Here is a 25,454-nt window from a genome sequence, read left to right as displayed (position 1 = left end):
AATGCCCGGTCATTTTTCGGCCGCGGCCTTCCGGGCTGCCAGTTTGCCATTCACAAGGTTCGTCATGCTGCTCGTCGACACTTATCTCGACAAATCGTCAATCCAGGGTATCGGCGTCTTCGCCAAGCACCGCATCCCGAAGGGAACGCTCATCTGGAAGCTCGATCCGCGGTTCGATCGGCGGATACCCGTCGACACCTATGAAAGTCAGATCGGCCCGGTGAAATCCTATCTCGACCGCTATTCCTATCCGGACCGGCACGATCCGAGCTTCATCGTCTTCGAGGCCGACGACGCGCGCTACATGAATCACGACGACGAACCGAACTGCGACGTCTCCTCATCCGAAGAAACGTATGCGTTGCGCGACATCGCGCCTGGCGAGGAACTGACCTGCAACTACAATCACTTCTTCGAAGACGGCTTCGATTTCCTCGGCGACCGCCACCCGTAAAACATGGCGGCCGCCAGGTGAGCGAGGCTAGAGCCTTTCACCGTTTCAAGGAAACGGCGAACCGCTCTATTTCCTTGTTTTGACGCAATTCCGGACGGAAAACCGTTTCACACTTTTCCTGGAATTGCTCTAGCTCGCCGGCTTGCGCGCCGGGTAGCCGTTCGGATGCGGTGGCACGGCCTTGAGATAGGCGGCGATCGCCGCGCGGTCGTCCGCGGTCAGCTGCGCCATGTTTTTCTGCACCTCGACCATGGCGCCGCCAACGGAATCGAAATCGGGCGTGAAGCCGGTCTCGAGGTAGTTGGCGATATCGGCTTCCGACCAGCTCTTGATGCTCTTCCCGTCGGGGGTGATGTTGGGCACCACGCCCGAGCCTTCGGCCGCCACGGCGCCTGCCAGCCACTCGCCCTTCTTGACGCCGCCGGCGAAATCGCGCGGCGTGTGGCATTCGCCGCAATGGCCGGGACCCTCTGCCAGATAGCGGCCGGCCAGAACCTTGCCCGGCGTGCCGCTGGGCAGCGCGACCACCGGCTCGGGGCTGAGATAGAGAAGCTTCCACAGGCCGATGCCGCGGCGGATGTTGAAAGGGAAGGACAGCTTGTGATCCGGCGCCTTGCCGGCAACGGCCGGCAGCGTTTTCATGAAGGCGTAGAGGTCGGCGATGTCGGCCGGCTTCATGCGCGCATACGAGGCATAGGGAAAGGCCGGGTAGAAATGCTCACCCGAGGGCGAGACGCCTTTCAGCATGGCGTTGGCGAAGTCCTCCTCGCTCCAGGCGCCGATGCCGTCCTTCTGGTCCTGCGAGATGTTGGGCGGCACGAAGATGCCGAACGGCGTCTTCAGCTCGAGGCCACCGGTCAGTTGCAGGCGAGCATCGCCCTGCGATCCCGGCTTGGCGTGGCAGGAGGTGCAGCCGCCGGCATAGAAGATGCGCTTGCCTTTGGCGGCGTCGCCGGGACCGAGCTGCGCGACGGTCCCGGCGTCAAGCGTGGCCGGCGCCGACAGCGCCCAGCCGGCGACCGCGCCGGCGCCGCCAAGCACGATCACGGCGCCGACGAGCTTCTTCAGCCAGGCCATTTCAGGCGATCAGCCCTTCTTGACCCTGTAGCTCTGATGGCAGGCACCGCAATCGCCGCCAAGTGTGTTGAGCTGCGCCTTCAGACCATCGACATCACCGGGCGGCGAGGCGACCGCTTCCTTGGTGTTGGCCAGAAACTTGTCCTCGGCGGCCTTGAAGCCGGCCATGTCTTCCCAGATCTTCGGCGCGGCCGTGGTGTCGCCCTGATCGGTGCCGGCCGGGAAAAGCTTCTCGGCATCGAACTTCTCGGCATTCGCCTGCAGGGCCTTCAGCGTCGTCAGCACGGCGGCTGCATCGAAATCCTCTTCGCCCTTGACCACCTTGGACAGTTGGCCGGCGAGCTTGCCGCGCTCCTTCATCAGGGCCCGGCGATCCTGAATCGGATCGGCAAAGGCGACCGAACCGGCAAAGGCGAGCATAGAGATGGCGAGGACAAGCTTTCTCATTCAATTGGCTCCATGGGAAGAGAATTTGCGACTGCATGTTAACGGGCGTCACAGCCGGATTATTCCCCTTCGTCGTGACGATTTTGCTGGCTGCGGTGTGGTTTCTCCTTGCCCGAAAAAGAAAAGCCCCGGCGTGCGGGGCTTTTCTTCGATTTGTCAGCCTTTAGCCTTTTCGTACATCTCCAGGACATGGTCCCAGTTGATCAGGCTGTCGACGAAGGCTTCGAGATATTTCGGCCGCGCGTTGCGGTAGTCGATGTAATAGGAATGCTCCCAGACGTCGACGCCGAGGATCGGCGAGCCGCCATGGACCAGCGGGTTCTCGCCGTTCGGCGTCTTGGAGATTTCCAGCTTGCCGTTCTTGACCGAAACCCAGGCCCAGCCGGAGCCGAACTGGGTGGTGCCGGCGGCGATGAAATCCGCCTTGAACTTGTCATAACCGCCGAGATCGCCGTCGACGGCCTTCTGCAGCGCGCCCGGCAGCTTGTTGCCGCCGCCGCCCTTCTTCATCCACTTCCAGAAATGGATGTGGTTGTAGTGCTGGGCCGCGTTGTTGAAGAGCCCGGCATTCTTGCCGAAGGACTGCTTCACGACCTCTTCGACCGACAGGTCGCCCATTCCGGCCTCGGCCGCCAGCTTGTTGCCGTTGTCGACATAGGCCTTATGGTGCTTGTCGTGGTGATACTCCAGCGTCTCCTTCGACATGTAAGGCTGCAGGGCCTCGTAGTCATAAGGCAAAGCGGGCAACTCAAAAGCCATGGATGATACTCCCTCGAGGAAAAAGTCCGGTGATACTACCGAGCTAAGATAGGTCTGGAATGGGTCGGGGCAACTCCGGAATGGAGCGCCGTGCGACTTTTTAGAGCAATTCCCGGAAAAGTGTGAAACGGTCTTTCCGTTCGGAATTGGGTAAAAACAAGAGGCGAAGCGGTTCGCCGTTTCCGTGAAGCGGTGAACCGCTCCGGCGGCTCATACGGCGGACGTCGAATGCGCCCATTCCCAATAGAGCTCGCGCGCCTTCTTGGCCACGGGTCCGGGCTGCAGGTCGCGGTTCTCGATGCGGGTGATCGGCACGACTTTGGAATGGTTGCCAGTCGAGAAAATCTCATCGGCTTCGAGGAAATCGCGGATCGATAGCGTCTTTTCGGTGGTCCTGAAGCCATAGTCGCCGAGCAGGTTGATGGTGCGCGAGCGGGTGATACCGGAGAGAAACGTGCCGTTCGGGGCCGGCGTCATCACATGACCGTCCTTGACCAGGAAGATGTTGGAGGTCCCGGTCTCGGCGACGTTGCCCAGCATATCGAGCACCAGCGCATTGTCGAAACCGCGGTTCTTGGCCTCCAGGATGGCGCGGCCATTGTTGGGATAGAGGCAGCCGGCCTTGGCGTTGGTCGGCATGGTCTCGATGGTCGGGCGCCGGAACGGCGAGACGCCGATCGAGAAACCCGACGGCGGGATCATCGGCGATTCGTAAAGGCAGAGGCAGAAGCGGGTCGAGGCCGGGTCGGCGGGAACGCCCATATAGCCGCCATGCTCGGCCCAATACATCGGCCTGATATAGACCGCCGTCTTGCCGTCGAATTTCTTCAGCCCGTCCCAGGTCAGCCCGACGATCTCTTCGGCGGTCATGGTAGGCTTCAGGCCGAGTGCTGTCGCCGAAGCGTTGACACGGGCGGAGTGAAGCTCGAGGTCCGGCGCCACGCCCTCGAACCAGCGGCCGCCGTCGAAGACGCTGGTGCCGAGCCACATGGCGTGGCTGCGCGGACCCAATATCGCGACATTGCCCTCGTACCAGTCGCCGTCCACATAGGTCCAAGTCGCGGTTTGCGCCGCTGCCGCCAGTGTCATGTCTGCCGTCCATAAAGATGATTTCAGGCCGGCATAGGACGATGCTTTGGCGGTTGGCGTCAACCGACATGGGCAAAAATCGTTGAGGCCAGCGGCACTTAAGCGCAATCGGCGCTTGCACGATCCCCCTGCCCGCCGCAAAACTCTTTCCATGCACCACGCGGCTTATGTCTTCGACGCCTATGGCACGTTGTTCGACGTGCATGCCGCCGTGCGCCGCCATGCCGGCGAGATCGGCCCGGACGGACAGCTGCTGTCGGAAATCTGGCGCGCCAAGCAGCTCGAATATTCCTGGGTGCGGACGCTGATGGGCTCATATGCCGATTTTTGGCAATTGACCGAGCAGTCGCTCGACTTCGCGCTGCGCAAAGTGCCCTCGGCCGATCCGGCGCTCAAGGCCAAGCTGCTCGAAGCCTATTGGCGGCTCGACTGCTACCCGGAAGTGCCCGCCGTGCTGAAAGCGCTCAAGGCCTCGGGGGCGAAGCTTGCGATCCTCTCCAACGGGTCGCCGGAAATGCTCACCACCGCGGTCAAATCCGCGGCACTCGATCAGATCCTCGACGACGTTTTCTCGGTCGATGCAGTGCGCAAATTCAAGACCGACCCGTCGGTCTACGACATGGTGGTCACCGGCTGGCGACTCTATCCGGGCGCGGTGTCGTTCCAGTCGTCGAACCGCTGGGACATAGCGGGCGCGACAAGGTTCGGCTTCCGCACGGTCTGGATCAACCGCACCAACCAGCCGGACGAGTACCGCGACTTTCCGCCGGGGCTGATCCTGCCCTCGCTCGAAGGCCTGCTGACCGGTGCCTGAAGGTGTGATGTTGCTGCAGCGCAACAGCTGCGGGACGGTCACAGCTTCGCCTTTTTCTGTCCACCCTCAGGCCAGAATTGGAACCGCCTATCGCCGCCGACTGTTATGGATGCCGCTGGCGATGAACCTTCGCATTCATGCTTTCTTGCGAATTGAGACCTAGAGCATGATCCCGAAAAGTGGGAACCGGTTTTCGGAGAAGATCATGCTCCAACAAACAGTTAGCTCAGAGCGGCATTTTGACGAAACGTCGTTCTGATCTAGAAAAGGCAACCATGTCAGACGCTTCGTTCCGCATCAGCCGCCGCGGCTTCCTCAATTTGACAGCCCTGGGCGCTGCTTCGGCCGCGGTTTCCGCTTGCACCACGACCAGCGATCAAGGCCCCGCACCCGTCCAAACGCCGCCACCCCAGGCCTATGTCGAACCACCGCTCGGCGATTATGAGACGATGTATGGACCGATGTCGGACAGTGGCTTCGACCTTCCGCCTATCCCCATCAAAAAGATCGATCACCAATTCCTGCGCCAGATCGTTCCCGACCCGACCGGGCAGCGTCCCGGCACCATCGTCGTCGATACCACCGGACACTTCCTCTATCTGGTGCGCGAAGGCGGCCAGGCGATCCGCTACGGCGTCGGCCTCGGCCGCGCCGGTTTCGAATGGTCAGGCGACGCGGTCGTGCAGTGGAAGCAGAAGTGGCCGAAATGGACGCCGCCGGACGAGATGGTCGCGCGCCAGCCGGAACTGACGCAGTACAGCGCCAAGAATGGCGGCATGCCGGGCGGCCTGAAGAACCCGCTCGGGGCGCGGGCGCTCTATCTGTTCCAGGGCAACCAGGACACGCTCTACCGCCTGCACGGCTCGCCGGAATGGTGGTCGATCGGCAAATCGGTGTCGTCGGGCTGCGTACGCCTGATGAACCAGGACATCATCGACCTCTACGACCGCGTGCCGACCAAGACCCCGGTCATCGTGACGGCCAATATTGGCGCCCCCGAAGAGGACATGCCCGAGCGCAAGGCCATCCCGATCGACAACGGCGTGCCGACGGGGTCGATCCTGCTCGGTCCGGTGAAGAAGCTCACCAACGAGATTTTCTGAGCCGACAATCCTGGGCACATGCGCTGATCGTCAGCGGTGCTCGGCCAATATGGTGGCCAGCACCGCAACGCCGCGTCGCAACGCCTCCGCGTCAAGTCCGGCATAGCCCAGAATGAAACCGGCCGTTTCTGGTCGCGGCTCGCTCTGATCATAGAGTGGCGACACGGGATAGAGGCCGATCCCGGCGTCTCGCGCGGCCGCGATGATCGCCGCTTCGCGTTCGGCACCAATGCCGTTCATCCAGGCGACGACATGCAGGCCGGTCTCGGCCCCCGCGACGGTGACCGCCTGCCCGAGATAATCAGTCAACGCGTGCAGCAGGACCTGCCTGCGCTCGGCATTCTTCCGGCGAATGCCGCGCACATGGCGCTCGTAGGCGCCGCTCGCCAGCAGTTCGGCCAATACGTCCTGTTCCAGCATCGGAGCATGCCGGTCGGTCAGTCGCTTGGCCTCGCTGAATGCCCGGCGCAGGCTGGTGGGGACGACGAGATAGCCAAGCCGCAAGGTGGGCGAGAGCGTCTTGGACAGTGTGCCGACATAGATGACGGCGTCCGCGTCCAGCGCCTGGAGCGGCGGGATGGGGCTGATGTCGTGACGGTATTCGCCGTCATAATCGTCCTCCACGACATAGGCGCCCGCACCGGCGGCCCAGGCCAGCAGCGAACGCCGCCGCGTCGCCGAAAGCACGCCGCCGAGTGGGAACTGATGCGAGGGCGTCACATAGGCGAGACGGGCCGGCGGCAGCTTATCCGTCCTTAGCCCATCCGCGTCGACTGCAATGGGCACGGCGACACCGCCCGCCGCCACGAAGGCATGGCGTGCCAGCGGATAACCCGGGTTCTCGATCACGAAGGGGTCGCCAAGGTCGAGCAGCAACCGCGCGCAGAGGTCGAGCCCCTGCTGCGAGCCATTGACGATGACGATCTGGTCCGGCGTGCAACTGATGCCGCGAGCCCGCCAGAGATAGGCCTGGAGCGCGTTGCGCAGAACGGAAGATCCCTGGGGATCGCCATAGCGCAGCCGCGCGGCGCGCCGCAGGATCGCCTTGTTCGACGCCCGGCGCCAGGCCAGCACCGGAAAATCCGCTCCGGACAGTTCGCCATAGCGGAAATCCGCAAGCTTGGCCGGTTGCCCTTCCGCAGGCGCAGGCAACGCCAGCAATCGTCGCGCAAATGCCGAGAGGTTGCGTGGCGAAGCAGTCGAGACGCGCGCCTCTCCCGACGCCCGCTCCAACCCCGGAGCAACGATGGCGCGCGCGCCATGCCGGATGATCAAGTAGCCTTCGGCATCGAGCTGGTTGTAGGCGGCCGTCACCGTGGTCCGCGACGCGCCCCATTCGGCCGCGAAGGCCCGCGTCGAAGGCAAGCGATCGCCCGGCCGATAGGCGCCGCTGTGGATCTGTTCCTTGATCGCCGCGATAATGCGGCGCGCGATGCCGTCCTGCTCCAACTGGACCAACCTAAACTTTCAAAACTGGATATTCCAAGCAAGCCAGACATCCGGCATCTTTTCTTGCAACGCAAGGAGTTTTGTCATGTACACACCGCCGGCCTTTCGCGACGACGACAAGGAGAGCCTCACGGCCACGATCCGCGCCGCGCGGCTGGCAATCCTGGTCACCGCCACGGCCGAGGGCCCGCTGGCGACGTCCTTGCCGCTTTTACTCGACGAGAGCGAGGGCGAGCATGGCGTGATCTGCGGGCATGTCGCCAAGGCAAACCCGCACTGGCGCGTGCCGCCGCTGGGCGATGCCCTGGCGATCTTCATGGGGCCGGACGCCTATGTGACGCCGGCCTGGTACCAGACCAAGCAGGAGACTGGGAAGGTCGTGCCTACCTGGAACTATGTCGCCGTCCATGCCCACGGACCGATCGAGTTCTTCGAGGATGCCGACAGGCTGCTCGAGGTCGTGACGCGCCTGACCAACCTGCATGAAGGCGACCGCAGCGCGCCCTGGGCCGTGTCGGACGCACCGGCGGATTTCATCCAGTCGCAGTTGAAGGGCATTGTCGGCCTGCGCATGCCGATCACCAGGCTCGAAGGCAAGCGCAAGATGAGCCAGAACCGTAACGCGGCCGACCGCGCCGGCGTGCTCGCCGGGCTGTCAGCAAGCGAGCGGCCGTCCGACCGCGAGGTCGCGTCGCTCATTCCAGTGTAAAACCCTATCCTAACGAGCCCGTCATGCCGGAACTGACTCAGTTCGCCTTGTACTTCGCCGCGGCTTTCCTGCTTGCCATCACGCCAGGGCCGGGCATCTTCTATGTGGCCGCCCGCACGCTTTCCGGAGGACGCGCTGAAGGCATCGCCTCCAGCTTCGGAACCGGGCTGGGCGGCATGGTCCATGTGCTGGCCGGCAGCCTGGGTGTTTCAGCGATCGTCCTCGCCAGCGCTGAATTGTTCACGGCGTTGAAGCTGGTCGGCGCCTACTATCTCGTCTGGCTGGGCTTCCGCACCTTCCAGGCGGCCCGCCGAGAGGCAAAGACCATGCTGGAAGGCGGAATGCCGGTGCCTGCGGCCGGTGCTGCGCGAGCGTTTCGCGAGGGCGTGCTGGTCGATGCGTTGAACCCGAAGACGGCCGCCTTCTTCCTGGCCTTCATTCCGCAATTCGTGAACCTCAGCGGCGGCCACGTCGCGCTGCAGTTCATGATCCTCGGCTTCATATCGGTGACGCTCAACACGCTGGCCGATGTCGTGGTCGCCTTGGCGGCGAGCCGAATCCGGCAAGGCGCGACCGGGCGTTCAGGTATGATCCGCCGCCTGCGCGAGGTGTCGGGCGGCGCGATGATCGCGCTTGGCATCGGCCTGGCGGTAGCCAAACGCCCTGCCCTATAAGCGCCCGGCCACGTAGGGCGGGCTGCTGATTGCTCTAGCCGCGCAATGCCTCGCCGATGGCGTCGCCGAGGCGCTCGACGGTCGCGTCGATGGCGGCTTCGTCGCAGATGAAGGGCGGCGCCAAGAGTACATGGTCGCCAGATGCACCATCGATCGTACCGCCCATGGGATAGACGAGAAGACCGTTAGCCATGGCAGCCTTCTTGATGCGCGCATGGAGCTTGCGTTTCGGATCGAAGGGCTGCTTGGTCGAACGGTCCTCGACCAGCTCGACGCCCATAAACAGGCCGCGCCCGCGAATGTCGCCGACATGGGGATGATTGCCGAAGCGCTCGCCGAGGCGGCGCGCCAGATGCGCGCCCATGGCCTTCACATTGTCGAGCAGCCTGTCGCGGGCGATGACGTCCTGGACGGCCAGCGCCGCGGCGCAGGCCATCGGGTGGCAGATATAGGTGTGGCCGTGCTGGAAGAGGCCTGAGCCGTTGGCGAAGGCATCGAAGATTTTCTGGCTGAGCAGCACCGCGCCGATCGGCTGATAGCCGCCGCCCAGCCCCTTGGCGATGGTCATCAGGTCGGGAGCGACGCCATCCTGCTCGCAGGCATGCAGCGTTCCGGTGCGACCCATGCCACACATCACTTCGTCGAGGAGCAGCAGCACGCCGTAACGGTCGCAGATGTCGCGGATGCGGCGCAAATAGTCCGCCACCGGCGGCACCGCGCCGGCCGTCGCGCCGACCACCGTTTCGGCAACGAAGGCCATGACCGTCTCCGGCCCGAGCTCGATGATCCTGTCTTCCAGCGCCTGCGCGGCGCGCGCGGCATAGTCCTCGTCGCTCTCGCCGGCTTCCTGGAAACGATAGGCGAAGCATGGATCGATGTGATGGGTTTCGATGAGCAGCGGCCGGAACTGGGCGCGCCGCCATTCGTTGCCGCCGGTCGCCAGCGCGCCGAGCGTGTTGCCGTGATAGCTCTGCTTGCGCGCGATGATGTTGCGGCGCTGCGGCTGGCCGATCTCGACGAAATACTGCCGCGCCATCTTGAGCGCCGCCTCGACCGCCTCGGAGCCGCCGGAAACGAAATAGGCATGGCTGATGCCGGCCGGCGCGTCGGCGACCAGCCGGTCGGCGAGCGCCTCGGCGACGTCGCTGGTGAAGAAGCTGGTATGGGCGTAGGCCAGCGTGTCGGCCTGCCGATGCATGGCGGCGATGACATCGGGATGGCCGTGGCCGAGGCAGGAAACCGCCGCGCCGCCCGAGGCGTCGATATAGGCGCGCCCATTGCTGTCGAAGAGCTCGATGCCCTTGCCGCCGCTGGCGACCGAGAGCGCTGCGTTGATCTGGCGATGCAGGATATGCGTCATGATTTCCTCCGGCCGCGCGGCGGCAAGATGTGGATGTCGAGTTGGGAAAGCTGGTCTTCGGTGCGGCGGATGGCGGCAAGCGCCTTGTCCCCACCCTTGCCGGCGATCAGCGCAGCGAGAATCTCGCCGACGACGAAGGCCGGCGCCATGGCATGGAAGAAGGACGGGCTTTCCGTCGGCACCAGCACCGACAAAGCCGCCAGACCGACGAGCGGCGACACGGCGCTGTCAGTCAGCGCGATCACCGGCACGCCGCCTGCCGCGGCGCGGCGGGCAAGGTCGACGGTCAGCCTAGTGTAGGGCGCGACGCTGACCACGAACAGGACATCTTCGGCGGTCGCGAGGCGAATGGCGTCGGTGCCTGTTCCCGATGCACCGTCGAGCACCACCGTCTTCTCGCCGAGGAAGGACATGACGTAGGAAAAATGCGCGACGACCGGGTGGCTGGAGCGCAGCCCGAGGCAGAAGATCCGGTGCGCCGCATGCAGCCGCTCGGCCGCCGCGACAAGCGTGTCGAGTTGTTCGGGTTCGCCAAGCCTTGCGATCTGCTCCGCCAGCGATCGCACCATCTCGCCGGCCAACGCCCGGTCGCCAATTTCCTGCTGATGCGCGAGCTGTGTGCCCGCCTTGCCGGCGAAGCCGAGCTCGCCCTGCCGCATGGCATTGGCATAGAGCGAGCGCAGCGGCTCGTAGCCGTCGAAGCCCAGCCGCTTGGCCAGGCGCACCATCGTCCAGGGCTGCAGGCCGGCGCGGCGCGCCTGCTCGCGCATCGACAGCAGCGCGACGTCCTCGGGATTGTCCAGAAGATAGCGGGCAGCATCCTGCAACTGCGAGGGCAGACTGTCGAAGACCTCGACGATGGCATCGGTGAGCGGCGCGCGGATCATACCGAAACCATAGACGCGAATGCATGATCGTGCAATATATGTTGCACACATTGTCAATATGCTACAATTGGAGCAATCGATGCCGAACCAAAATCGCGTCGCGATCGCCGTGGCGCCAAATGGCGGCCGGCGCACGAAGACCGACCATCCAGCCTTGCCGATCACCCCGGATGAGTTGGCGGATGTGGCCACTGCGTCGCTCGAGGCCGGCGCAGCCATGATCCATGTCCATGTCCGCGACCACGACGGACGCCATTTGCTGGACGCCGAAGCCTACCGAGCCGCCACCGCTGCGATCAGGGCGAGCGTCGGCGACAGGCTCGTTCTCCAGATCACCAGCGAGGCGCTGGGTCTTTATCGACTGGAAGAGCAGATGCGGGTGGTGTTGGAAGCGCGGCCGGAAGCGGTTTCGCTGGCCTTGCGCGAACTCGTGCCCGACCCGATGCATGAGGCGGCTTTCGCGTCGTTCCTCGAAACGCTGCGGGTGGAAAAAGTCACGCCGCAGATCATCCTCTACACCCCCGAGGAGGCGACCTATCTCGCGGCGCTTGCGGGTCGCGGCCTGATCCCCTTCGACAATCTGCCGGTGCTCTATGTGCTCGGCCGCTACACGGTCAGGCAGACGTCCCGCCCCGCCGACCTGCTGCCCTTCCTGGCGCCGGGCATTGCCGCAGCCAGCCATTGGATGGTCTGCGCCTTCGGCCGCCAGGAGACGGCCTGCGTGACGGCGGCAGCGCTGCTCGGCGGACATGCGCGCGTCGGCTTCGAGAACAATCTCTTCCTACCCGATGGGGCGCTGGCTTCCGGAAATCAGGACCTCGTTGCGGCCACAAGGCGGGCGGTCGAAGCCTGCGGGCTCGCTCTCGCCGACGCGGACACGCTCAGAGGCCAATGGGGCGCTGCCTGAGGCATCTGAATCTTTCCTGACGCGCATCGCCGGCAGAACTCGCTCATGGCCACATTGTGCAAATATCAAATGCATTTTGCTGTTAGATGCATTTTTGATTTGCGGCACCAGACCGACGGTGCTAGGCTTCCCGGGCAATCCAACAAAAGGGGGAACCCGAAAATGAAGTTCGCACTCGCAAGCCTCACCGCCGCCGCGGCCGTCGCGGCAACGCTCGCCTTCGGTCAGCCGGCCTTCGCCGACGACCTGATCGTGGCGACAGACACCGCTTTCGTTCCGTTCGAATTCAAGGAGGGCGACAAATATGTCGGCTTCGACATCGACCTGTGGGCCGCGATCGCCAAGGATATCGGCGTGACCTACACGCTGCAGCCGATGGACTTCAACGGCATCATCCCGGCGCTGCAGACCAAGCAGGTCGATGTCGGTCTGGCCGGCATCACCATCAAGGACGAGCGCAAGAAGGTCATCGACTTTTCCGACGGCTATTACGACAGCGGCTTCCTTCTGATGGTGCCGGTCGACAGCACGATCAAGGGTCCGGACGATCTCGTCGGCAAGACACTGGCCGTGAAGACCGGCACGTCGGCGACCGACTATGCCAAGGAGCATTTCAAGGGCACGGAGTTGCGCCTGTTCCCGAACAGCGACAATGCCTATCTCGAGGTCGCGACCGGCCGCGCCGACGCCGCCATGCACGACACCCCGAACGTGCTCTACTACATCAAGACCAACGGCCAGGGGAAAGTGAAGACCGTCGGCCCGCAGATGATGGCCCAGCAATATGGCATCGCCTTCCCGAAGGGCAGCGAGCTCGTCGCCAAGGTCAATGCTTCTATCGCCAAGCTGAAGGGCGACGGCACCTACAAGGCCATCTACGAGAAGTGGTTCGGCACCGAGCCGCCGAAGAGCTGATCCACCGGGTTCCCCTTGGATCTCCTGGCGCGCCGGCATGGCCGGCGTGCCTTCCCTGAAGGATGGCTCACATGGATTTCGATTGGTCCGTCATCTGGCAGGCCTTGCCGGAGCTGTTTAAAGGCGCCCGCCTCACCGTGCTGATCGCGCTCGCCGGGCTCGCCGGGGGCCTTCTCATCGGCTTCGCCGCCGGATTGGCGCGCGCCTATGGCAACATCGTGCTCAACGCCATCGCCATGATCTATATCGAGATCATTCGCGGCACGCCGATCATCGTGCAGGTCATGTTCATCTATTTCGCGCTGCCCATCCTGGCGGATGTCCGCATAAATCCGCTGGCGGCGGCCATCATGGCGATCATCATCAATGCCGGCGCCTATATCGCCGAGATCGTGCGCGGCGCCTTCCTTTCGGTGCATCGCGGCTTGCGCGAGGCCGGCCTGGCGCTCGGCCTGCCGTTCTGGAAAGTGCTTTTGTACATCATCGGCCCGCTCGCCTTCCGCCGCATGATCCCGGCGCTCGGCAACCAGTTCATCGTCAGCCTGAAGGATACCTCGCTGTTCATCGTCATCGGCGTCGGCGAACTCACCCGGCAAGGCCAGGAAATCATGGCGGCCAATTTCCGCGCCGTCGAGATCTGGTCGGCCGTGGCGATGTTCTACCTGATCATGACCGGCACGCTTACGCTCATCCTGCGGCTGACCGAAAAGAGGATGCGCATCCTGTGAGCATCGTGGCGTTCAACAAAGTCACCAAGCGCTTCGGCCAGGTCACCATACTCGACCAGGTCGATCTCTCGATCGAGCCCGGCGAGAAGGTCGTCCTGATCGGCCCTTCCGGCTCCGGCAAATCGACGCTGCTGCGCTGCATCAACGCGCTGGAGGAGATCAATGGCGGCGACCTCGTCGTCGACGGCATCAGCGTCAAGTCCGGCGGCCGCAAGGTCCGTCTGATCCGTCAGGAGGCCGGCATGGTCTTCCAGCAGTTCAACCTGTTTCCGCAGATGACGGCGCTGGAGAACGTCGCTTTCGGCCCGCGCCGCGTGCGCGGCGAAACGCGACAGGCGGCGCGCACACAGGCGCTGGAGATGCTGGCCAAGGTCGGCCTTGCCGAACGCGCGCATCATTATCCGAGCGAGCTTTCCGGCGGCCAGCAGCAGCGCGTCGCCATTGCGCGCGCGCTTGCCGTCAAGCCGAAGCTGATGCTGTTCGACGAGCCGACCTCGGCACTCGATCCCGAACTTCGGCACGAAGTGCTGCGCGTGATGCAGGCGCTGGCCGAGGAAGGCATGACGATGATCGTCGTCACCCACGAGATGGCCTTTGCCCGCAAGGTCGGAACCAGGCTGATCTTCATGGAAGGCGGCAAGATCGCCGTCGACGGCGAGCCGCGCGAGCTGCTTGCAAACCCGCAAAACCCTCGCTTGAAAGAGTTTCTCCAGCATGTTGCATGATGCCGGCCGCCGGCTTTCCTTCATCGATGTCGCGGGGTCGCCCCATGACGTCGGGGCCGCCCTCGGGCGCTTCGGCCGGACAGCGCTCAACGACCATTTCCAGACGTCCGCAGCATGGCGCGAGCTCAACGCGCGGCGCGCCGATCCGCGCATCGGCACGATGGCGACGATTGTGCGAGAGCGCTTTCCGCGATACTGGGCCGAACTGCAAGGCCTCGCCGCCGGGTTGGAACTGGCGTTCGACGACGTCTTCCTGTGGAACTGCCGCGGCGACATCTGGGCTATGGCGCCGGATGGCTGCACGACCGTGCAATTGCCGGGATCGCCGCATGTCATAGGTCACAATGAGGATGGCGATCCGGATTTCGCCGGCCATTGCGCCCTGGCCCATGTGGCTGCCGAAGGCGGCAATCAATTCACCGCCTTCGTCTATCCCGGCTCCTTGCCCGGCCACACATTCGCGGCGACGTCGGCGGGGCTGGTGCAGACGGTCAACAACACCAGGCCTCTGGCCGGCGGCGCCGGGGCGCCGCGCATGGTGCTCGCCCGCGCCGTGCTCGACGCACCGGACCTCGACGCGGCGCTGGCCCTGCTCGAATCGGTACCGCGCGCCGGCGCCTTTCATCTGACCCTGGGGCAGGCCGGCGACGCGCGGCTGCTCAGCGTCGAGTTCACCGCGCAGGCGCTGTCGGTCGATCGCGTCGAAGCGGCGCGCGTCCATTCGAACCATCTCATCCATGCCGACACCGGGCGCATGTCGCAGATCGTCACCGGCTCGTCCGGCGTGCGCCAGCGACGGGGCGAAGCGCTGCTGGAGCAGACGCCTCAGTCCGAGCCGCAGCGCCGCGCGCTCGGCATCTTGTGGGACGCGGCCGACCCGGAGCTGCCGATCTATCGCACCGATCCGGCTGACAGCGATGTCGAGAACACCATGGCCAGTGCCGTCTTCCGCATCGGGGCTGACAAGGTCGAGTGGGCTGTCTACGATGCGGCGCACGAAGCAGCGCGCTTCGACATGCGGGATGGGCTGGTCCCTGTCGCGGGGTGAACGGGAACGATGCCAGAGGACGCCGTCGCGGAGCCGCCGCGCACCATCGAGGATCTGAGGGCGCTGGCGCTCTCGGTCGGCCGCGACGAAGCAGGCTTTTCCCTCGGCTCCAAGGCGCATGATGTCTTCGCCAAGCTGGTCGAGGCGCCCGAACAGTCGGCCGTCCGCACGATCTCGGAACTCGCCGATCAGTTCGGCATCAATCCGTCGACGCTGACCAGGCTGGCCAAGCGTCTTGGCTTCGAAGGTTTCAGCGATTTCCAGGCCGTCTTCCGCAAGGCCATCGCCAACGACCAGCAATATTTCTACAGCCGCCAGGCCGGCAGGCTGATGACGACGCCGTCGGCGGGCGGCGCCGAAGTCGAGGTCTTCGAGCAGCTGGCGCGCGAAACGGCGGCTAATGTCGACGGCTTCCTCGGCCAGTTGGACGCCGCCTCGCTGAAGGGCGCGACCAGGCTGCTGGCCGGAGCGCGGCGCGTGCGCGTGCACGGCGTTCGCCAGTTCCATTCGCTGGCGAGCTTCCTCACCTATTGCCTCGGCATGGTGCGCTCGGACGTGGCGCTTCTCGATGCGCCGCGCCTCGGTGTCGCCGAAGCGCTGTCACAGCTCGAGCCGGGCGATGTCGTGATCATAGCCAGCTGCGCGCCCTATACGCGCAGCGTCGCCGAGGTCGGCCGCGTCGCTGCAGCGAACGGCCAGAGCGTGATCGCGATCACCGATTCCCGTTCCTCGCCGCTGGTCCCTCCGGCCGAGCATGCCTTCTTCATCCCGCATGCCAGCAGCTTCTACTCGAACAGCATGGGCGCCTATGTCGTGTTTTGCGAAGCGCTGCTCAACCTCGTCGCCCGCGAGCTCGGCGACAAGGCGCTGAACTCGCTGGCCGGGCGCGAGCGGCTGATCGCCGAGATGAACATCGAAGTCGGCTGATCTTCTCAGCCACTTGTATCGCACTGCGACGTCAGGTGCAGACCCACTCGCGGATCTTGCACTCCTTCCCCTCGCCGCCGCATTGCGCCGTGGCCTTGTCTTCCGCATCCTTGCGGGTCGTGGCCGACGCGGCGCCCCAGAACGGGGTGGCCGCGCCACGGCTCTTGCCAACCGACAGAGCCGCACAGTGCTCATAGGGAAAGCCGGTGCCGTCATCATCGTCCCAGTGGCGGTGATTGCGGAACACTTCGACCACCCGGCAGCCCTTGCCGTCCGCGTTCTCGCAATATTTGAGCGCGATGTCTTCGGCCTCCTGGCGCTTGTCGGCACCCCAGAAGAAGCCGTGACGACCGTCATCCGGCGAATAGGCGATCGCGCCCCAGATGCCTTTTTCCTCGCCTGTCGCAGCCGGCGGCGGCGCCACCAGGTCGGCGGCGTGGGCCGCGATCGTAAGCCCGGCCAAGGCCGCCAGCAGCGGGAATGAGAGGCGACGGTTGATCAGCATTTTCGTGCTCCAGCTTGTGGCCATTCTTGAACCCTTGGCGATGCCGGCTTCTATCCGCCCATGCGCGCGACCGAGACGACGATGCAGGTGTTGCCGGTCGGCACCAGCAGCGCCTGGCCGCCATTGTTGGCCAGGTTGAAGAGCATCGTGTTCGAAAGATTGTCCGCAAGAAGGCTGCCGTTCGGGAGCGTGGTGGCGACCTCCTGGCAAGACCGCTGGAACGGCGCCACGCGCACGAAGCCGCCCTCGCAGGTCTGGCCGACGGGCGAAGCAAAGACGACGCCGGCGGCCTGCGTTTTATAGTCCGGCAGGTCGTAGCTCATCCCAGCGACCGCCTGCACGGCGTGGGTGTCGGGCGAGGTTTTGTCCCATTGCGTCTGGACCGCGTAGGTCGATCCCGCGGTCAGAGCCTGTCCGAGCGTGGCAAAGAGATTGGCGCAGGTGTGCACGCCCGCCTGGCTGACATGCGCTTGAAACGGGGTCTTGTTCGCCGCGGCATCCGCCGGCGCAGGTCCCGCCTCAGATGGCTTGCCCTGGGCGGGCACCTGCGACTGCGCCGAAGCCGTATCGGCAACCAGCATTCCGAGCGCGGGATAGAACCGAAGCGACGATATGACCGCCACCGCGACAAGCACGGCGAACGCACCGAGCAAGGCTGCGTTTCGCACCAGCCGCCAGACCGGCCAACGTGCCGGCGTCGGACTGGCAGGCGGCTCCGGCGGCAAAGCAGGCTCACCGCGCGTCAGGATCCTGTGCTCGATGGATTGGCGGGTCATTTGCAGATCTCTCTATTTGATCGTCGACAGGGCAGTCTTGAGCCCTTTGAAAGGTGCATCGAGGCTGACGGCCGCTCCCGACGGCAGGGAATAGGAAATCCCGACGGTGGTCTCCTTGCCGATCTCTCCGCGAAGCACCGGACCCACGGGCAGGTAAGCGACGCAGACCGATGCGTCACAGCCCTGCAGTTGGACGTCCACCGGCAGTTTGCGGCCAGCAAATTTCAGCGAAAGCTTGCTTCCTGCGCCGGTCTGGCTGGGGGTGCGCAGTATCATGAAGGGCTTGCCTTTCTCGTCGGCCGCGAGCGACCAGCTGAAGACCAGCGCCTGGCTCCGGTCGATGAAGGACTGGCTGATGTTGCAGACCTTCTTCCTGGCCTGCAGGTTCTCGTCGCAGATCAGCGTCCAGTTCTCGAACGGACGTGTGGTTCGCTGATATTCGCCGAGCTTAACGTCCGGAGGCACCGCTACGTCGGACGGTTTTATCCGATAGGTGCTCTGGACCGCCTCCTGTCCGACCGCGAATGGGCCGGACAGGAGCAGGCAAGTCACGCATATCGCGACGGCAGAGACAGCTTGCCCGATCATCAACCGACTCAGTTCAGGGTAAAGCTGACACCCGCGCCAACGCCCCAGTGCCCGCCCGCCGTGGTGCCGGAAAGGTTTGCCCTGGCTCTCCCGTCCTCACTGGTGTAGCCGGCGCCGAACGCCACGGCCCCCTCGCCGCGCCAGTAGCCACCGCCAGCCGCCACGCTCAGCTTGCCGGGACGGTCGTCGTAACGCAGCGAGGCCGCCGCCAAGCCGATCGCGGCAGCTTGCCGCGCCTCGCCCTTGGCCTCGCCCATGTCCATGTTGAGCTGGCTGAGCTTGGAGTCGGTATAGGCATTGGCCTGCTGAAGCGTCGTGGCTGCAACCTGATTGGTATAGGTCTTGGAGTTGTCGAGCGTGGTCGCCAGCCCAAGATTGAGTTGCTGCACGTTGACTGCATCGGTGTTGGCGGTGCCGGCGCCGACATTGTGGATGACGACAGGCGCATTCACGTCGCCGCCGACGAGCGTCAGCGAGTTAGACTTGGTGCCGTCCGGGTTCTTGTCGTACTGGACCGCGAACTCGTTCAGATCGCCGACACTCCCCTGCACGGCTTCGACAGCCTGGTTGGTCGCGTAGAGCTGGCTGCCATTGATGGCGTCGGTCGAAGTCTGGCTGATCCTGCCCGCGGCCACATTGGTGACGGTGCGCTCCTTGCCGACGTCGCCGACGCTCACCGTGCTCGTCGGAGCGGTTCCGGCGAAGGTGTAGGCGACGCCGTTTATCGTCGTGCCGGTGGTCGCCACCGCCGCAGCCGTCGTCGAGCCCGCGCCGAGCGCGACGCTGCCCGGTTCGTTGGCCGTGGCGCCGGCGCCAAGCGCCATCGACTGGGCGCCGTTGGCGGTCGAGTTCGTGCCGAGCGCGATGCTGTCCGCCGCGTTGACGGTCGCGGTCTGGCCGATCGCGATGCCGCCGGGCGCCGTCTGCTGGACGATGGCGCCATTGCCCATGCCGATGCCGTTGTCGCCGTTGACGGTGGTGCGCGGACCGATCGCGACCGAATCGGTGCCGACCGCCACCGAATCCGAAGCCGTCGAATTGGCATGGAAGTACATGGTCGGCGTCACCGCGAAGGAGCTCAGCGCGCCCTTCAATTGGCGAAGCGTCACCGCGTCCTGATCCTCTGTTCCGTCGGCCACGTTGATGATCTGGCGATAGGACGTGGAGGTGCCGACCGAGACGGCGCCGAGCAAGGTCTCGTCGGTGGTGTTGTAGGGGACGAGGCCGGTGCCGGCGAGGATCGATCCCGAAGCCGGCGCCACCGCACGGTCGGAGACCGAGCCGGAGCCGAGCGCAACGCCGTCGGTGATGGAGACCGTGGTGCCACGGCCGAGCGCCAGCGAATTGGCGGCAGAGGCCGTCGCCTGGTAGCCGAGCGCGGAGGAGCCGACCCCTTGCGCGAAGGCGTCCGTGACGGGCAACGTCGTGTCGTTGGTGCGCACGTAGCGGATGCCGTCGCCATTGGCGTCGGTATAGGCCGTCGAGGTGTCGCCGGCAAAATTGTTGATCGTGTTGCCAAGGGTGGTGATGTCGGCCGTGTTGGCCGCGATGTCGGTGGTGTTCTGCGTCACCTGCTGGTTGGTCGCAAAGAGCTGCGAGCCGTTGACCGCATCGGTCGACGAGCCGCTCAACTGTCCGGCGGCGACGTTCTGGATCTGGCGCTCCGCGCCGACCGAGCCGACCGAGAACGCGCCGGCCGGGGTGGTACCGGCGAAGGTGTAGGCGACGCCGCCGATCGTCGTGCCGCCAACCGCGGTCGTGGTGCCGGAGACTGAATTCACGCCGATCGCCACGTCGCCGGCGTTGTTGGCCACCGCATTGGGGCCGACCGCCACGGAATCCGTGCCAAGGGCCTGCGAATCCGCCAGCGTCGAATTGGCGTGGAAATACTTGATGCCGCCGCCGGTGTTGATGTTGTTGATGGTGTTGCCGAGGTTGGTGATGTCGGCGGTGTTGGCGGCGATGTCGGTCGTGTTCTTCGTCACCTGCTGATTGGTGGCGAAGAGCTGCGAGCCGTTGATCGCATCGGTCGACGAGCCGCTCAACTGTCCGGCGGCGACGTTTTGGATCTGACGCTCCGCCCCGACCGAGCCGACCGAGAACGCGCCGGCCGGCGTGGTTCCGGCGAAGGTGTAGGCGACGCCGCCGATCGTCGTGCCGCCAACCGCCGTCGTGGTGCCGGATGCGGAATTCAGGCCGATCGCCACGTCGCCGGCGTTGTTGGCCACGGCATTCGGGCCGACGGCGACGGAATCCGTCCCGAGCGCCTGGGAATCCGGCAGCGTCGAATTGGCGTGGAAATACTTGATGCCGCCACCGGCGTTGATGTTGGTGACCGTGCTGGCGAGACTGTCGACGGCCTGATTGGTCGCAAAGAGCTGCGAGCCGTTGACCGCGTCGGTCGAGGACCCGCTGATGCGCCCCGCCGCGAGATTGGTGAGCGTGCGTTCCGCGCCGGGCGCGCCGATGCTGACCGTCGAGGTCGGCGTGGTGCCCTGGAAGGTGTAGGTCGTGCCGTTGATCACCGCACTCGGCGTGCCGACCGCCGCGGCGGTCACCGAGCCGGAGCCAAGCGCGACATCGCCGGAGCTTGCCGCCGCTGTCGCGCCATTGCCCAACGCGACATTGCCGGTGAAGCCTGCGGCACCCGCTGTCGAGCCATTGCCCAACGCCACGGAGCCCTGCCCGATCGCCTTGTTGCTATTGCCAATCGCGACCGCGCCTGCCGCCTGGTTGGCGGCGGTGGCGGTTGCCGTGCCGTCGCTGTTGGCGATGTTGTTGGCGCCGCCGGTGAAGGCGCCGGTGCCGCTGGCATAGCTCGGATCGCCGATCGAGACCGCGCCGTCACCGTAAGCGGTGTTGCCCGAGCCGATGGAGACCGCCTTGCCGCCGGTCGCCACCGCGTTGGTGCCCATGGCGACCGCCTCGGCGGAATCGGCCTTGGCGCTCGTGCCGAAGGCAATGGCATCCTGCGCGCTCGCATTGGCCTGCTTGCCAACCGCGGTGCTGTTTATACCGCTCGCCGTGGCGCCCAGTCCCAGCGCGCTTGCACTGGCGGCACTCGCCGAGGCGTTGTTGCCCAGCGCCGTGGCGGATACGCCCGTGGCCTGGGCTCCCGAGCCCGCTGCCACCGAGCCTACTCCGCTCGATACAGCCGAATTGCCCAGAGCCAACGCGAAATTGCCCGAGGCCGTCGCGACGTTGCCGAAGGCCGCCGAGTTTGAGGCCGATGCATTTGCCTGGGGACCAACGGCGACGGCATTGGTACCGGCGGCCTGGGCCTGGAAGCCTACGGCTGCCGAACTGGCGCCGCCGGCCGAGGTACCGATGCCGAGCGCGGTGCTGGCGACTCCGCCAGCGTTGGCGCTGACACCGGCAGCGAGAGAATTGTCTGCTACCGCATTCGCTCCGGTCCCGAATGAGGAGGCGTTTATTCCACTGGCAGTTGCCTGACGTCCCATGGCAGTGGAATTGGCGCCGCTGGCGACGGAGGACCAGCCTGCGGCTGTCGCATAATTGTTGCTGGCCAAGGAGCTAACGCCGAGCGCGGTGGCATTGCCGCCCGAAGCAACGGCAAAGGTGCCTAGCGCGCTGGTGCCGGCCCCGGTTGCTTGGGCTTGCACGCCAAGCGCGACCGAATTGACGCCGCTCGAGACCGTGCCTTGGCCCAGCGCCATCGCGCCGCCGGTGCCGGTGGCCTTGGCGTTCAGGCCGATGGCGACCGCATATTGTGCCGACGCAAGCGATTGACGTCCAACCGCGATCGCGTCGACCTGCGATGCCGTAACATCCGTGCCGATGCCGATGGCGCTCGTGGCAGTGGCACCTGTTCCTGCGACAGTCCGCGAGCCAAGATAGATGGAGTTGAGTTGAGAGGCGATCGACTGGAAGCCGATCGCGACGGCGTTCTGGCTGCCAGCGTTGGCGCTGGTGCCTTGGGCGATAGAATCTATTCCGGTCTGTGTCGCTCCATTTCCAACGGCCACCCCACGCAGCCCGTTTGCCGTCGAGCCAGGTCCGACGGCGACGGAATTGCTGCCGGTCGCTGTGCCGCCACCGGCGGCATACTGAGCCGAAGCCGGCGTGGCGAGGCCCGCGAATGCGATCGTGCCCAGCGCCGCCGTCAGGATATTGCCGCCGCCCAGCGCGCCGAGCCCCAGACCTTTGCGGCGCATGCCGAGCACTCGATGCGCGTTGCGCAGCGCCGCCATCAGGCGGCGCCGGAGCGAGCGGCTTTCGGCGGCGCCGGAAATCCAGTTTCCAGCTAAGCCATTTGAAGCGCGCCGAATGGTTCGTCCTTGCCCGAGATTCATTGCGAGAATGCCTCCTTTGGTGGGTCGCGCTCAATGACGACAGGTTCCGCCGACCCTGCCGCCGAGGCGTTTCTGCTCGAAAATGGAATGACGACGTCGGCGCCGCGCGAGAGCAGCACATAGCCTTGCTTCCCGCCGATCGCCTCGACGCGATCGAGCGCGTTCGCAAGCCAGGTGTCGCCCTCCTCGGGCACGGCCTGGAGCGCTCGCGTGACCCGCTCCTCGGGGATGAGCCGAAGGAGGTAGGACCGCACGGCCGCCAGATGGGCCGCCGGCGCATCACTCGCATGGACCACGGCGGTGAGGCCGTAGAGATAATGCGCCAGCAGAACATCCTGCTTGGTCACAGGCACGCCGCTTCCGTAGCGCTTCTCGAGCGTCCTGGAGGCCGACTCCAGCCAGTAGCCGATCTCCTCGGAAAGGCTCCGGCGGATCGCCGTGTCGTCGCTCATGTTCCCCCGCGGCCAAATCAGAATCCGAAACAACCGGAACCGCTTCAAGAGGTCATGTTTTTCGACTCAGGTATTCCAATAAATTGCTGTTCTATCCAAAAATATTACGTGAGATACCGGTAGTTAACAGCGAGTTACTTAAGCAATAAATTCAATTAGCAAGCGTTCAACTTGCGCTTTTCTAAATTAGAATAATCTTACTTTTCGGATTGGGAGCGGCGCCGCCCCGTGCGTACCTGCTGAGGTGTCGCATGGCGATACTTCCTCATCATGGTGGTGAAGTGGCTCTGGCTCGAAAATCCGCTTAAATCGGCAATGTCCGTGATCGACATGCGGCTGTCGGCAAGCAGCTTTTCGGCAAGGTCGAGGCGAAGAGCCAGAACATACTGATAAGGCGACACGCCGAACGTCTTCGAAAAGGCACGGGCGAAATGGTAGGGGGACAAGTCGCACACGGCCGCCATCTCGGCCAGCGACAGCTTGCGCGAGAAATTCTCTTTCAGGAATTGCTGGATTTGGTAGGTGTGCCTGGCCGACAGCCCGCCTTTCGCGTTCAGCAACGGAGGCTTGTGGGAATCGATCGAAAATCGGGCCGGCAGATCATCGTCGCGCCGCAACTCGGCCTCCTGATGCCTAGCCCCCGCCGATCCCAGCCCAACCTGAACGTGTGTTTTCGGTTCCCTGGGCAAAGTAATTCGTGATCGCGCGTATGGTTGTCAGGCAACCGGGGTTTGCCCCGGCTGCAGCCCTGCCAAAGGCCACGATTTGGGTCACCCGGTATTTCATGAAATTGCGGTTCGGCGAGGAAAAACTTCTCTCACGAAAACTTTAGATGCCGCTGATGCTATCTGATTGTTCTCAAGTAAGATTTTTTCGTCGTGAGGTAACAAAGACAGCTCTGACGCGTAAGGGCGCCATCTAAGTTCGCTTGACCCGGCGAGCGGGAGAGCCAACATGCAGAATCCGAAGCTGCTCGCCCGCCACCGTGCCACATACTGTAGTGGACGGACGCCGTTTGATCCGGCGGGCTAGCGCGCCGCCCTAGCGCCCGCGCGCCAGGCTGCCCAGGATGCCGCGCACGATGGCGCGCCCGACGGATGAGCCGACCGAGCGCACCACCGACTTGATGGCGGCTTCGGCGACGGTCTGGCGGTTGGAAGACCGCCGGTTGCCGGTTCCCAGAACATCGTCGAAGCCCGGAATGGTCCAGTGCGAGCCGCCGCTGTTTTGCTGCTGTGCTTGAGCCTCGGCGTCCTGTGCTTCCTTGGCTTTCTTCTGCAGCATCTCGAAGGCCGATTCGCGATCGACCACCCGGTCGTACTGGCCGGCGACCGGGCTCTCGGCGATGATCTTGCGGCGCTCGTCCGGCGTGATCGGGCCGAGCCGCGAGGAAGGCGGGCGGATCAGTGTGCGCTGGACCATGGCCGGCACGCCCTTGTCCTCCAGCATCGAGGCCAGCGCCTCGCCGGTGGCAAGTTGGGTGATCGCCGTGGCACAGTCGAAATCGGGATTGGGCCGGAAGGTGTCGGCCGCCGTGCGCACCGCCTGCTGCTCGCGCGGTGTATAAGCGCGCAGCGCGTGCTGGACACGGTTGCCGAGCTGGGCCAGCACCTTTTCCGGGATATCGAGCGGGTTCTGGGTGACGAAATAGACGCCGACGCCCTTGGAGCGGATAAGCCGCACGACCTGCTCGACGCGGTCGACCAGCACTTTCGGCGCGTCCTCGAACAGGAGATGCGCCTCGTCGAAAAAGAAGACCAGCTTCGGCTTGTCCAGGTCGCCGACCTCGGGCAGTTCCTCGAACAGCTCCGACATCAGCCAGAGCAGGAAGGTGGCGTAGAGCCTGGGATTCATCATCAGCTTGTCGGCGGCCAGCACGCTGACCGCGCCGCGACCATCGCGGGTGGTGCGCATGATGTCGGCGATGCGCAGCGCCGGCTCGCCGAAGAAGTTCGCAGCACCCTGCTGCTCCAACACCAGGAGCGTGCGCTGGATGGCGCCGACGGAAGGCTTGGTGACATTGCCGTAGCGGGCGCTGAGCTCGTCGGCGCGCTCGGCGATGTTGGCGAGCAGCGCCTGCAGGTCCTTCAAATCGAGCAGCAGCAGGCCTTCCTCGTCGGCGATGCGGAAGGCGATGTTCATGACGCCTTCCTGCGCTTCGGTGAGGTTCATCAGCCGCGACAGAAGCAGCGGCCCCATCTCAGAAATGGTGGCGCGGATCGGGTGGCCCTGCTCGCCGAACAGATCCCAGAAGATGACCGGGAATTCCTGGAACTGGTAGGGATCGAGCTTTACCTGCGCGGCGCGCTTGACCAGGAAATCCTTGGCGTCGCCCATCATGGATATGCCGGAAAGGTCGCCCTTGATGTCGGCGCAGAAGACCGGCACGCCGGCGTTCGAAAAGCCCTCGGCCAGGATCTGCAGGCTGACCGTCTTACCGGTGCCCGTGGCGCCGGTGACGAGGCCGTGGCGGTTGCCGTAGCGCAGGAGCAGTTCTTCAGCGCGCTGGTAGGAATCGTCGGGCTTGCGACTGGCGCCGATGAAAATGCTGGTTTCGTCAGCCATGGTTCCGCTCTCCGCAATCTGTTTGGCCAAAAATGCCTAGTCTCACCGGAGGTATAGTAACGCTATCGCCGGGCGACAATGCCCGCCAAAGAATTTGCGGGCGCCATCGAAATCGAGGCCGCGAAGCTTGCGGATTTTGCGCATGTTTGGCAATGGGTTAGGGACCAGGATAGCGGCCACGGC

General features: G+C 64.6%; 25 protein-coding genes. 11 read left to right on the top strand and 14 right to left on the bottom strand.

Going from position 1 to position 25,454, the window contains the following annotated elements; translation table 11 throughout:
• The first annotated feature begins 64 nt into the window (after window positions 1–64).
• Window positions 65–454 (top strand): SET domain-containing protein, encoded by a 390-nt coding sequence (locus tag DPM33_RS03670; protein ID WP_112095971.1) that lies wholly within the window; start codon window positions 65–67, stop codon window positions 452–454.
• A gap of 129 nt (window positions 455–583) precedes the next feature.
• Here the strand turns inward: DPM33_RS03670 and DPM33_RS03665 are convergent, their stop codons facing one another.
• The 4 genes from DPM33_RS03665 to DPM33_RS03650 all read right to left on the bottom strand — a co-directional run bounded on the left by DPM33_RS03665 (window position 584) and on the right by DPM33_RS03650 (window position 3,826).
• The gene (locus DPM33_RS03665; protein WP_112095608.1) at window positions 584–1,531 is read right to left on the bottom strand and encodes a cytochrome c; all 948 of its coding nucleotides are present in this window, start codon (window positions 1,529–1,531) and stop codon (window positions 584–586) included.
• A gap of 9 nt (window positions 1,532–1,540) precedes the next feature.
• A complete protein-coding gene (locus tag DPM33_RS03660; RefSeq protein WP_112095607.1) occupies window positions 1,541–1,978 on the bottom strand; it encodes a c-type cytochrome in 438 nt (145 codons plus the stop codon).
• 156 nt (window positions 1,979–2,134) lie between these two features.
• Window positions 2,135–2,737 carry a superoxide dismutase gene (locus DPM33_RS03655; RefSeq protein ID WP_112095605.1) on the bottom strand — a complete coding sequence of 201 codons (603 nt, stop codon included), beginning with the start codon at window positions 2,735–2,737 and terminating at the stop codon, window positions 2,135–2,137.
• A 210-nt stretch (window positions 2,738–2,947) separates the two neighbouring features.
• Window positions 2,948–3,826: a branched-chain amino acid aminotransferase gene (locus DPM33_RS03650; RefSeq protein WP_112095604.1), complete on the bottom strand. Its 879-nt coding sequence runs from the start codon at window positions 3,824–3,826 to the stop codon at window positions 2,948–2,950.
• A 151-nt stretch (window positions 3,827–3,977) separates the two neighbouring features.
• Here DPM33_RS03650 and DPM33_RS03645 point away from each other — a divergent pair, with 151 nt between their 5' ends.
• Window positions 3,978–4,640 (top strand): haloacid dehalogenase type II, encoded by a 663-nt coding sequence (locus tag DPM33_RS03645; protein WP_112095602.1) that lies wholly within the window; start codon window positions 3,978–3,980, stop codon window positions 4,638–4,640.
• Window positions 4,641–4,915: 275 nt separating this feature from the next.
• A complete protein-coding gene (locus tag DPM33_RS03640) occupies window positions 4,916–5,743 on the top strand; it encodes a L,D-transpeptidase (RefSeq protein ID WP_112095600.1) in 828 nt (275 codons plus the stop codon).
• 30 nt (window positions 5,744–5,773) lie between these two features.
• On the opposite strand, the gene pdxR is transcribed toward DPM33_RS03640, so the two are convergent.
• On the bottom strand, window positions 5,774–7,201 hold the full coding sequence (gene pdxR / locus DPM33_RS03635; RefSeq protein WP_112095598.1) for a MocR-like pyridoxine biosynthesis transcription factor PdxR: 1,428 nt from the start codon (window positions 7,199–7,201) through the stop codon (window positions 5,774–5,776).
• Between the two features lie 76 nt (window positions 7,202–7,277).
• Here pdxR and DPM33_RS03630 point away from each other — a divergent pair, with 76 nt between their 5' ends.
• Both DPM33_RS03630 and DPM33_RS03625 read left to right on the top strand, forming a co-directional pair.
• Window positions 7,278–7,901, top strand: coding sequence for an FMN-binding negative transcriptional regulator (locus DPM33_RS03630; protein WP_112095596.1), 624 nt, complete (start codon window positions 7,278–7,280; stop codon window positions 7,899–7,901).
• Between the two features lie 23 nt (window positions 7,902–7,924).
• A complete protein-coding gene (locus DPM33_RS03625; protein ID WP_112095594.1) occupies window positions 7,925–8,575 on the top strand; it encodes a LysE family translocator in 651 nt (216 codons plus the stop codon).
• 34 nt (window positions 8,576–8,609) lie between these two features.
• Here the strand turns inward: DPM33_RS03625 and DPM33_RS03620 are convergent, their stop codons facing one another.
• The gene (locus DPM33_RS03620; RefSeq protein ID WP_112095592.1) at window positions 8,610–9,935 is read right to left on the bottom strand and encodes an aspartate aminotransferase family protein; all 1,326 of its coding nucleotides are present in this window, start codon (window positions 9,933–9,935) and stop codon (window positions 8,610–8,612) included.
• On the bottom strand, window positions 9,932–10,822 hold the full coding sequence (locus DPM33_RS03615) for a MurR/RpiR family transcriptional regulator (protein ID WP_112095590.1): 891 nt from the start codon (window positions 10,820–10,822) through the stop codon (window positions 9,932–9,934). Before DPM33_RS03615 ends, DPM33_RS03620 begins: the two co-directional genes overlap by 4 nt.
• A gap of 79 nt (window positions 10,823–10,901) precedes the next feature.
• On the opposite strand from DPM33_RS03615, the gene DPM33_RS03610 reads away from it, so the two are divergent.
• The 6 genes from DPM33_RS03610 (at window position 10,902) to DPM33_RS03585 (ending at window position 16,072) form a co-directional block, all read left to right on the top strand.
• Entirely contained in the window at window positions 10,902–11,729 is an 828-nt protein-coding gene (locus tag DPM33_RS03610) for a beta-keto acid cleavage family enzyme (RefSeq protein WP_112095588.1), read from the top strand.
• 162 nt (window positions 11,730–11,891) lie between these two features.
• A complete protein-coding gene (glnH, locus tag DPM33_RS03605; RefSeq protein WP_112095587.1) occupies window positions 11,892–12,644 on the top strand; it encodes a glutamine ABC transporter substrate-binding protein GlnH in 753 nt (250 codons plus the stop codon).
• Between the two features lie 71 nt (window positions 12,645–12,715).
• Entirely contained in the window at window positions 12,716–13,372 is a 657-nt protein-coding gene (glnP, locus tag DPM33_RS03600) for a glutamine ABC transporter permease GlnP (protein WP_112095585.1), read from the top strand.
• Window positions 13,369–14,097: a glutamine ABC transporter ATP-binding protein GlnQ gene (gene glnQ, locus DPM33_RS03595; protein WP_112095583.1), complete on the top strand. Its 729-nt coding sequence runs from the start codon at window positions 13,369–13,371 to the stop codon at window positions 14,095–14,097. Before glnP ends, glnQ begins: the two co-directional genes overlap by 4 nt.
• A complete protein-coding gene (locus tag DPM33_RS03590; protein ID WP_112095581.1) occupies window positions 14,087–15,145 on the top strand; it encodes a C45 family autoproteolytic acyltransferase/hydrolase in 1,059 nt (352 codons plus the stop codon). Before glnQ ends, DPM33_RS03590 begins: the two co-directional genes overlap by 11 nt.
• Window positions 15,146–15,154: 9 nt before the next feature.
• Window positions 15,155–16,072 carry a MurR/RpiR family transcriptional regulator gene (locus tag DPM33_RS03585; RefSeq protein ID WP_112095579.1) on the top strand — a complete coding sequence of 306 codons (918 nt, stop codon included), beginning with the start codon at window positions 15,155–15,157 and terminating at the stop codon, window positions 16,070–16,072.
• A gap of 31 nt (window positions 16,073–16,103) precedes the next feature.
• Here the strand turns inward: DPM33_RS03585 and DPM33_RS03580 are convergent, their stop codons facing one another.
• The 7 genes from DPM33_RS03580 to DPM33_RS03550 all read right to left on the bottom strand — a co-directional run bounded on the left by DPM33_RS03580 (window position 16,104) and on the right by DPM33_RS03550 (window position 25,271).
• Complete coding sequence (locus DPM33_RS03580) at window positions 16,104–16,577, bottom strand: DUF4189 domain-containing protein (protein WP_112095577.1); 474 nt, start codon at window positions 16,575–16,577, stop codon at window positions 16,104–16,106.
• Between the two features lie 50 nt (window positions 16,578–16,627).
• Complete coding sequence (locus DPM33_RS03575) at window positions 16,628–17,353, bottom strand: hypothetical protein (protein WP_112095575.1); 726 nt, start codon at window positions 17,351–17,353, stop codon at window positions 16,628–16,630.
• Between the two features lie 12 nt (window positions 17,354–17,365).
• Window positions 17,366–17,941, bottom strand: coding sequence for an invasion associated locus B family protein (locus DPM33_RS03570; protein WP_112095573.1), 576 nt, complete (start codon window positions 17,939–17,941; stop codon window positions 17,366–17,368).
• Window positions 17,942–17,949: 8 nt separating this feature from the next.
• A complete protein-coding gene (locus DPM33_RS03565; protein WP_112095571.1) occupies window positions 17,950–22,254 on the bottom strand; it encodes a YadA-like family protein in 4,305 nt (1,434 codons plus the stop codon).
• Window positions 22,251–22,706 carry a hypothetical protein gene (locus DPM33_RS03560; protein ID WP_112095568.1) on the bottom strand — a complete coding sequence of 152 codons (456 nt, stop codon included), beginning with the start codon at window positions 22,704–22,706 and terminating at the stop codon, window positions 22,251–22,253. The genes DPM33_RS03565 and DPM33_RS03560 overlap by 4 nt, the downstream gene beginning before the upstream one ends.
• 197 nt (window positions 22,707–22,903) lie before the next feature.
• The gene (locus tag DPM33_RS03555; protein ID WP_245441980.1) at window positions 22,904–23,323 is read right to left on the bottom strand and encodes a helix-turn-helix domain-containing protein; all 420 of its coding nucleotides are present in this window, start codon (window positions 23,321–23,323) and stop codon (window positions 22,904–22,906) included.
• 424 nt (window positions 23,324–23,747) lie between these two features.
• Window positions 23,748–25,271: a helicase HerA-like C-terminal domain-containing protein gene (locus DPM33_RS03550; RefSeq protein WP_112095564.1), complete on the bottom strand. Its 1,524-nt coding sequence runs from the start codon at window positions 25,269–25,271 to the stop codon at window positions 23,748–23,750.
• Window positions 25,272–25,454 lie beyond the last annotated feature (183 nt).

Source organism: Mesorhizobium hawassense (genome assembly GCF_003289945.1).
GTDB classification, from domain to species: Bacteria; Pseudomonadota; Alphaproteobacteria; order Rhizobiales; family Rhizobiaceae; genus Mesorhizobium; species Mesorhizobium hawassense.
This window is presented reverse-complemented; position numbering and strand designations above follow the sequence as displayed.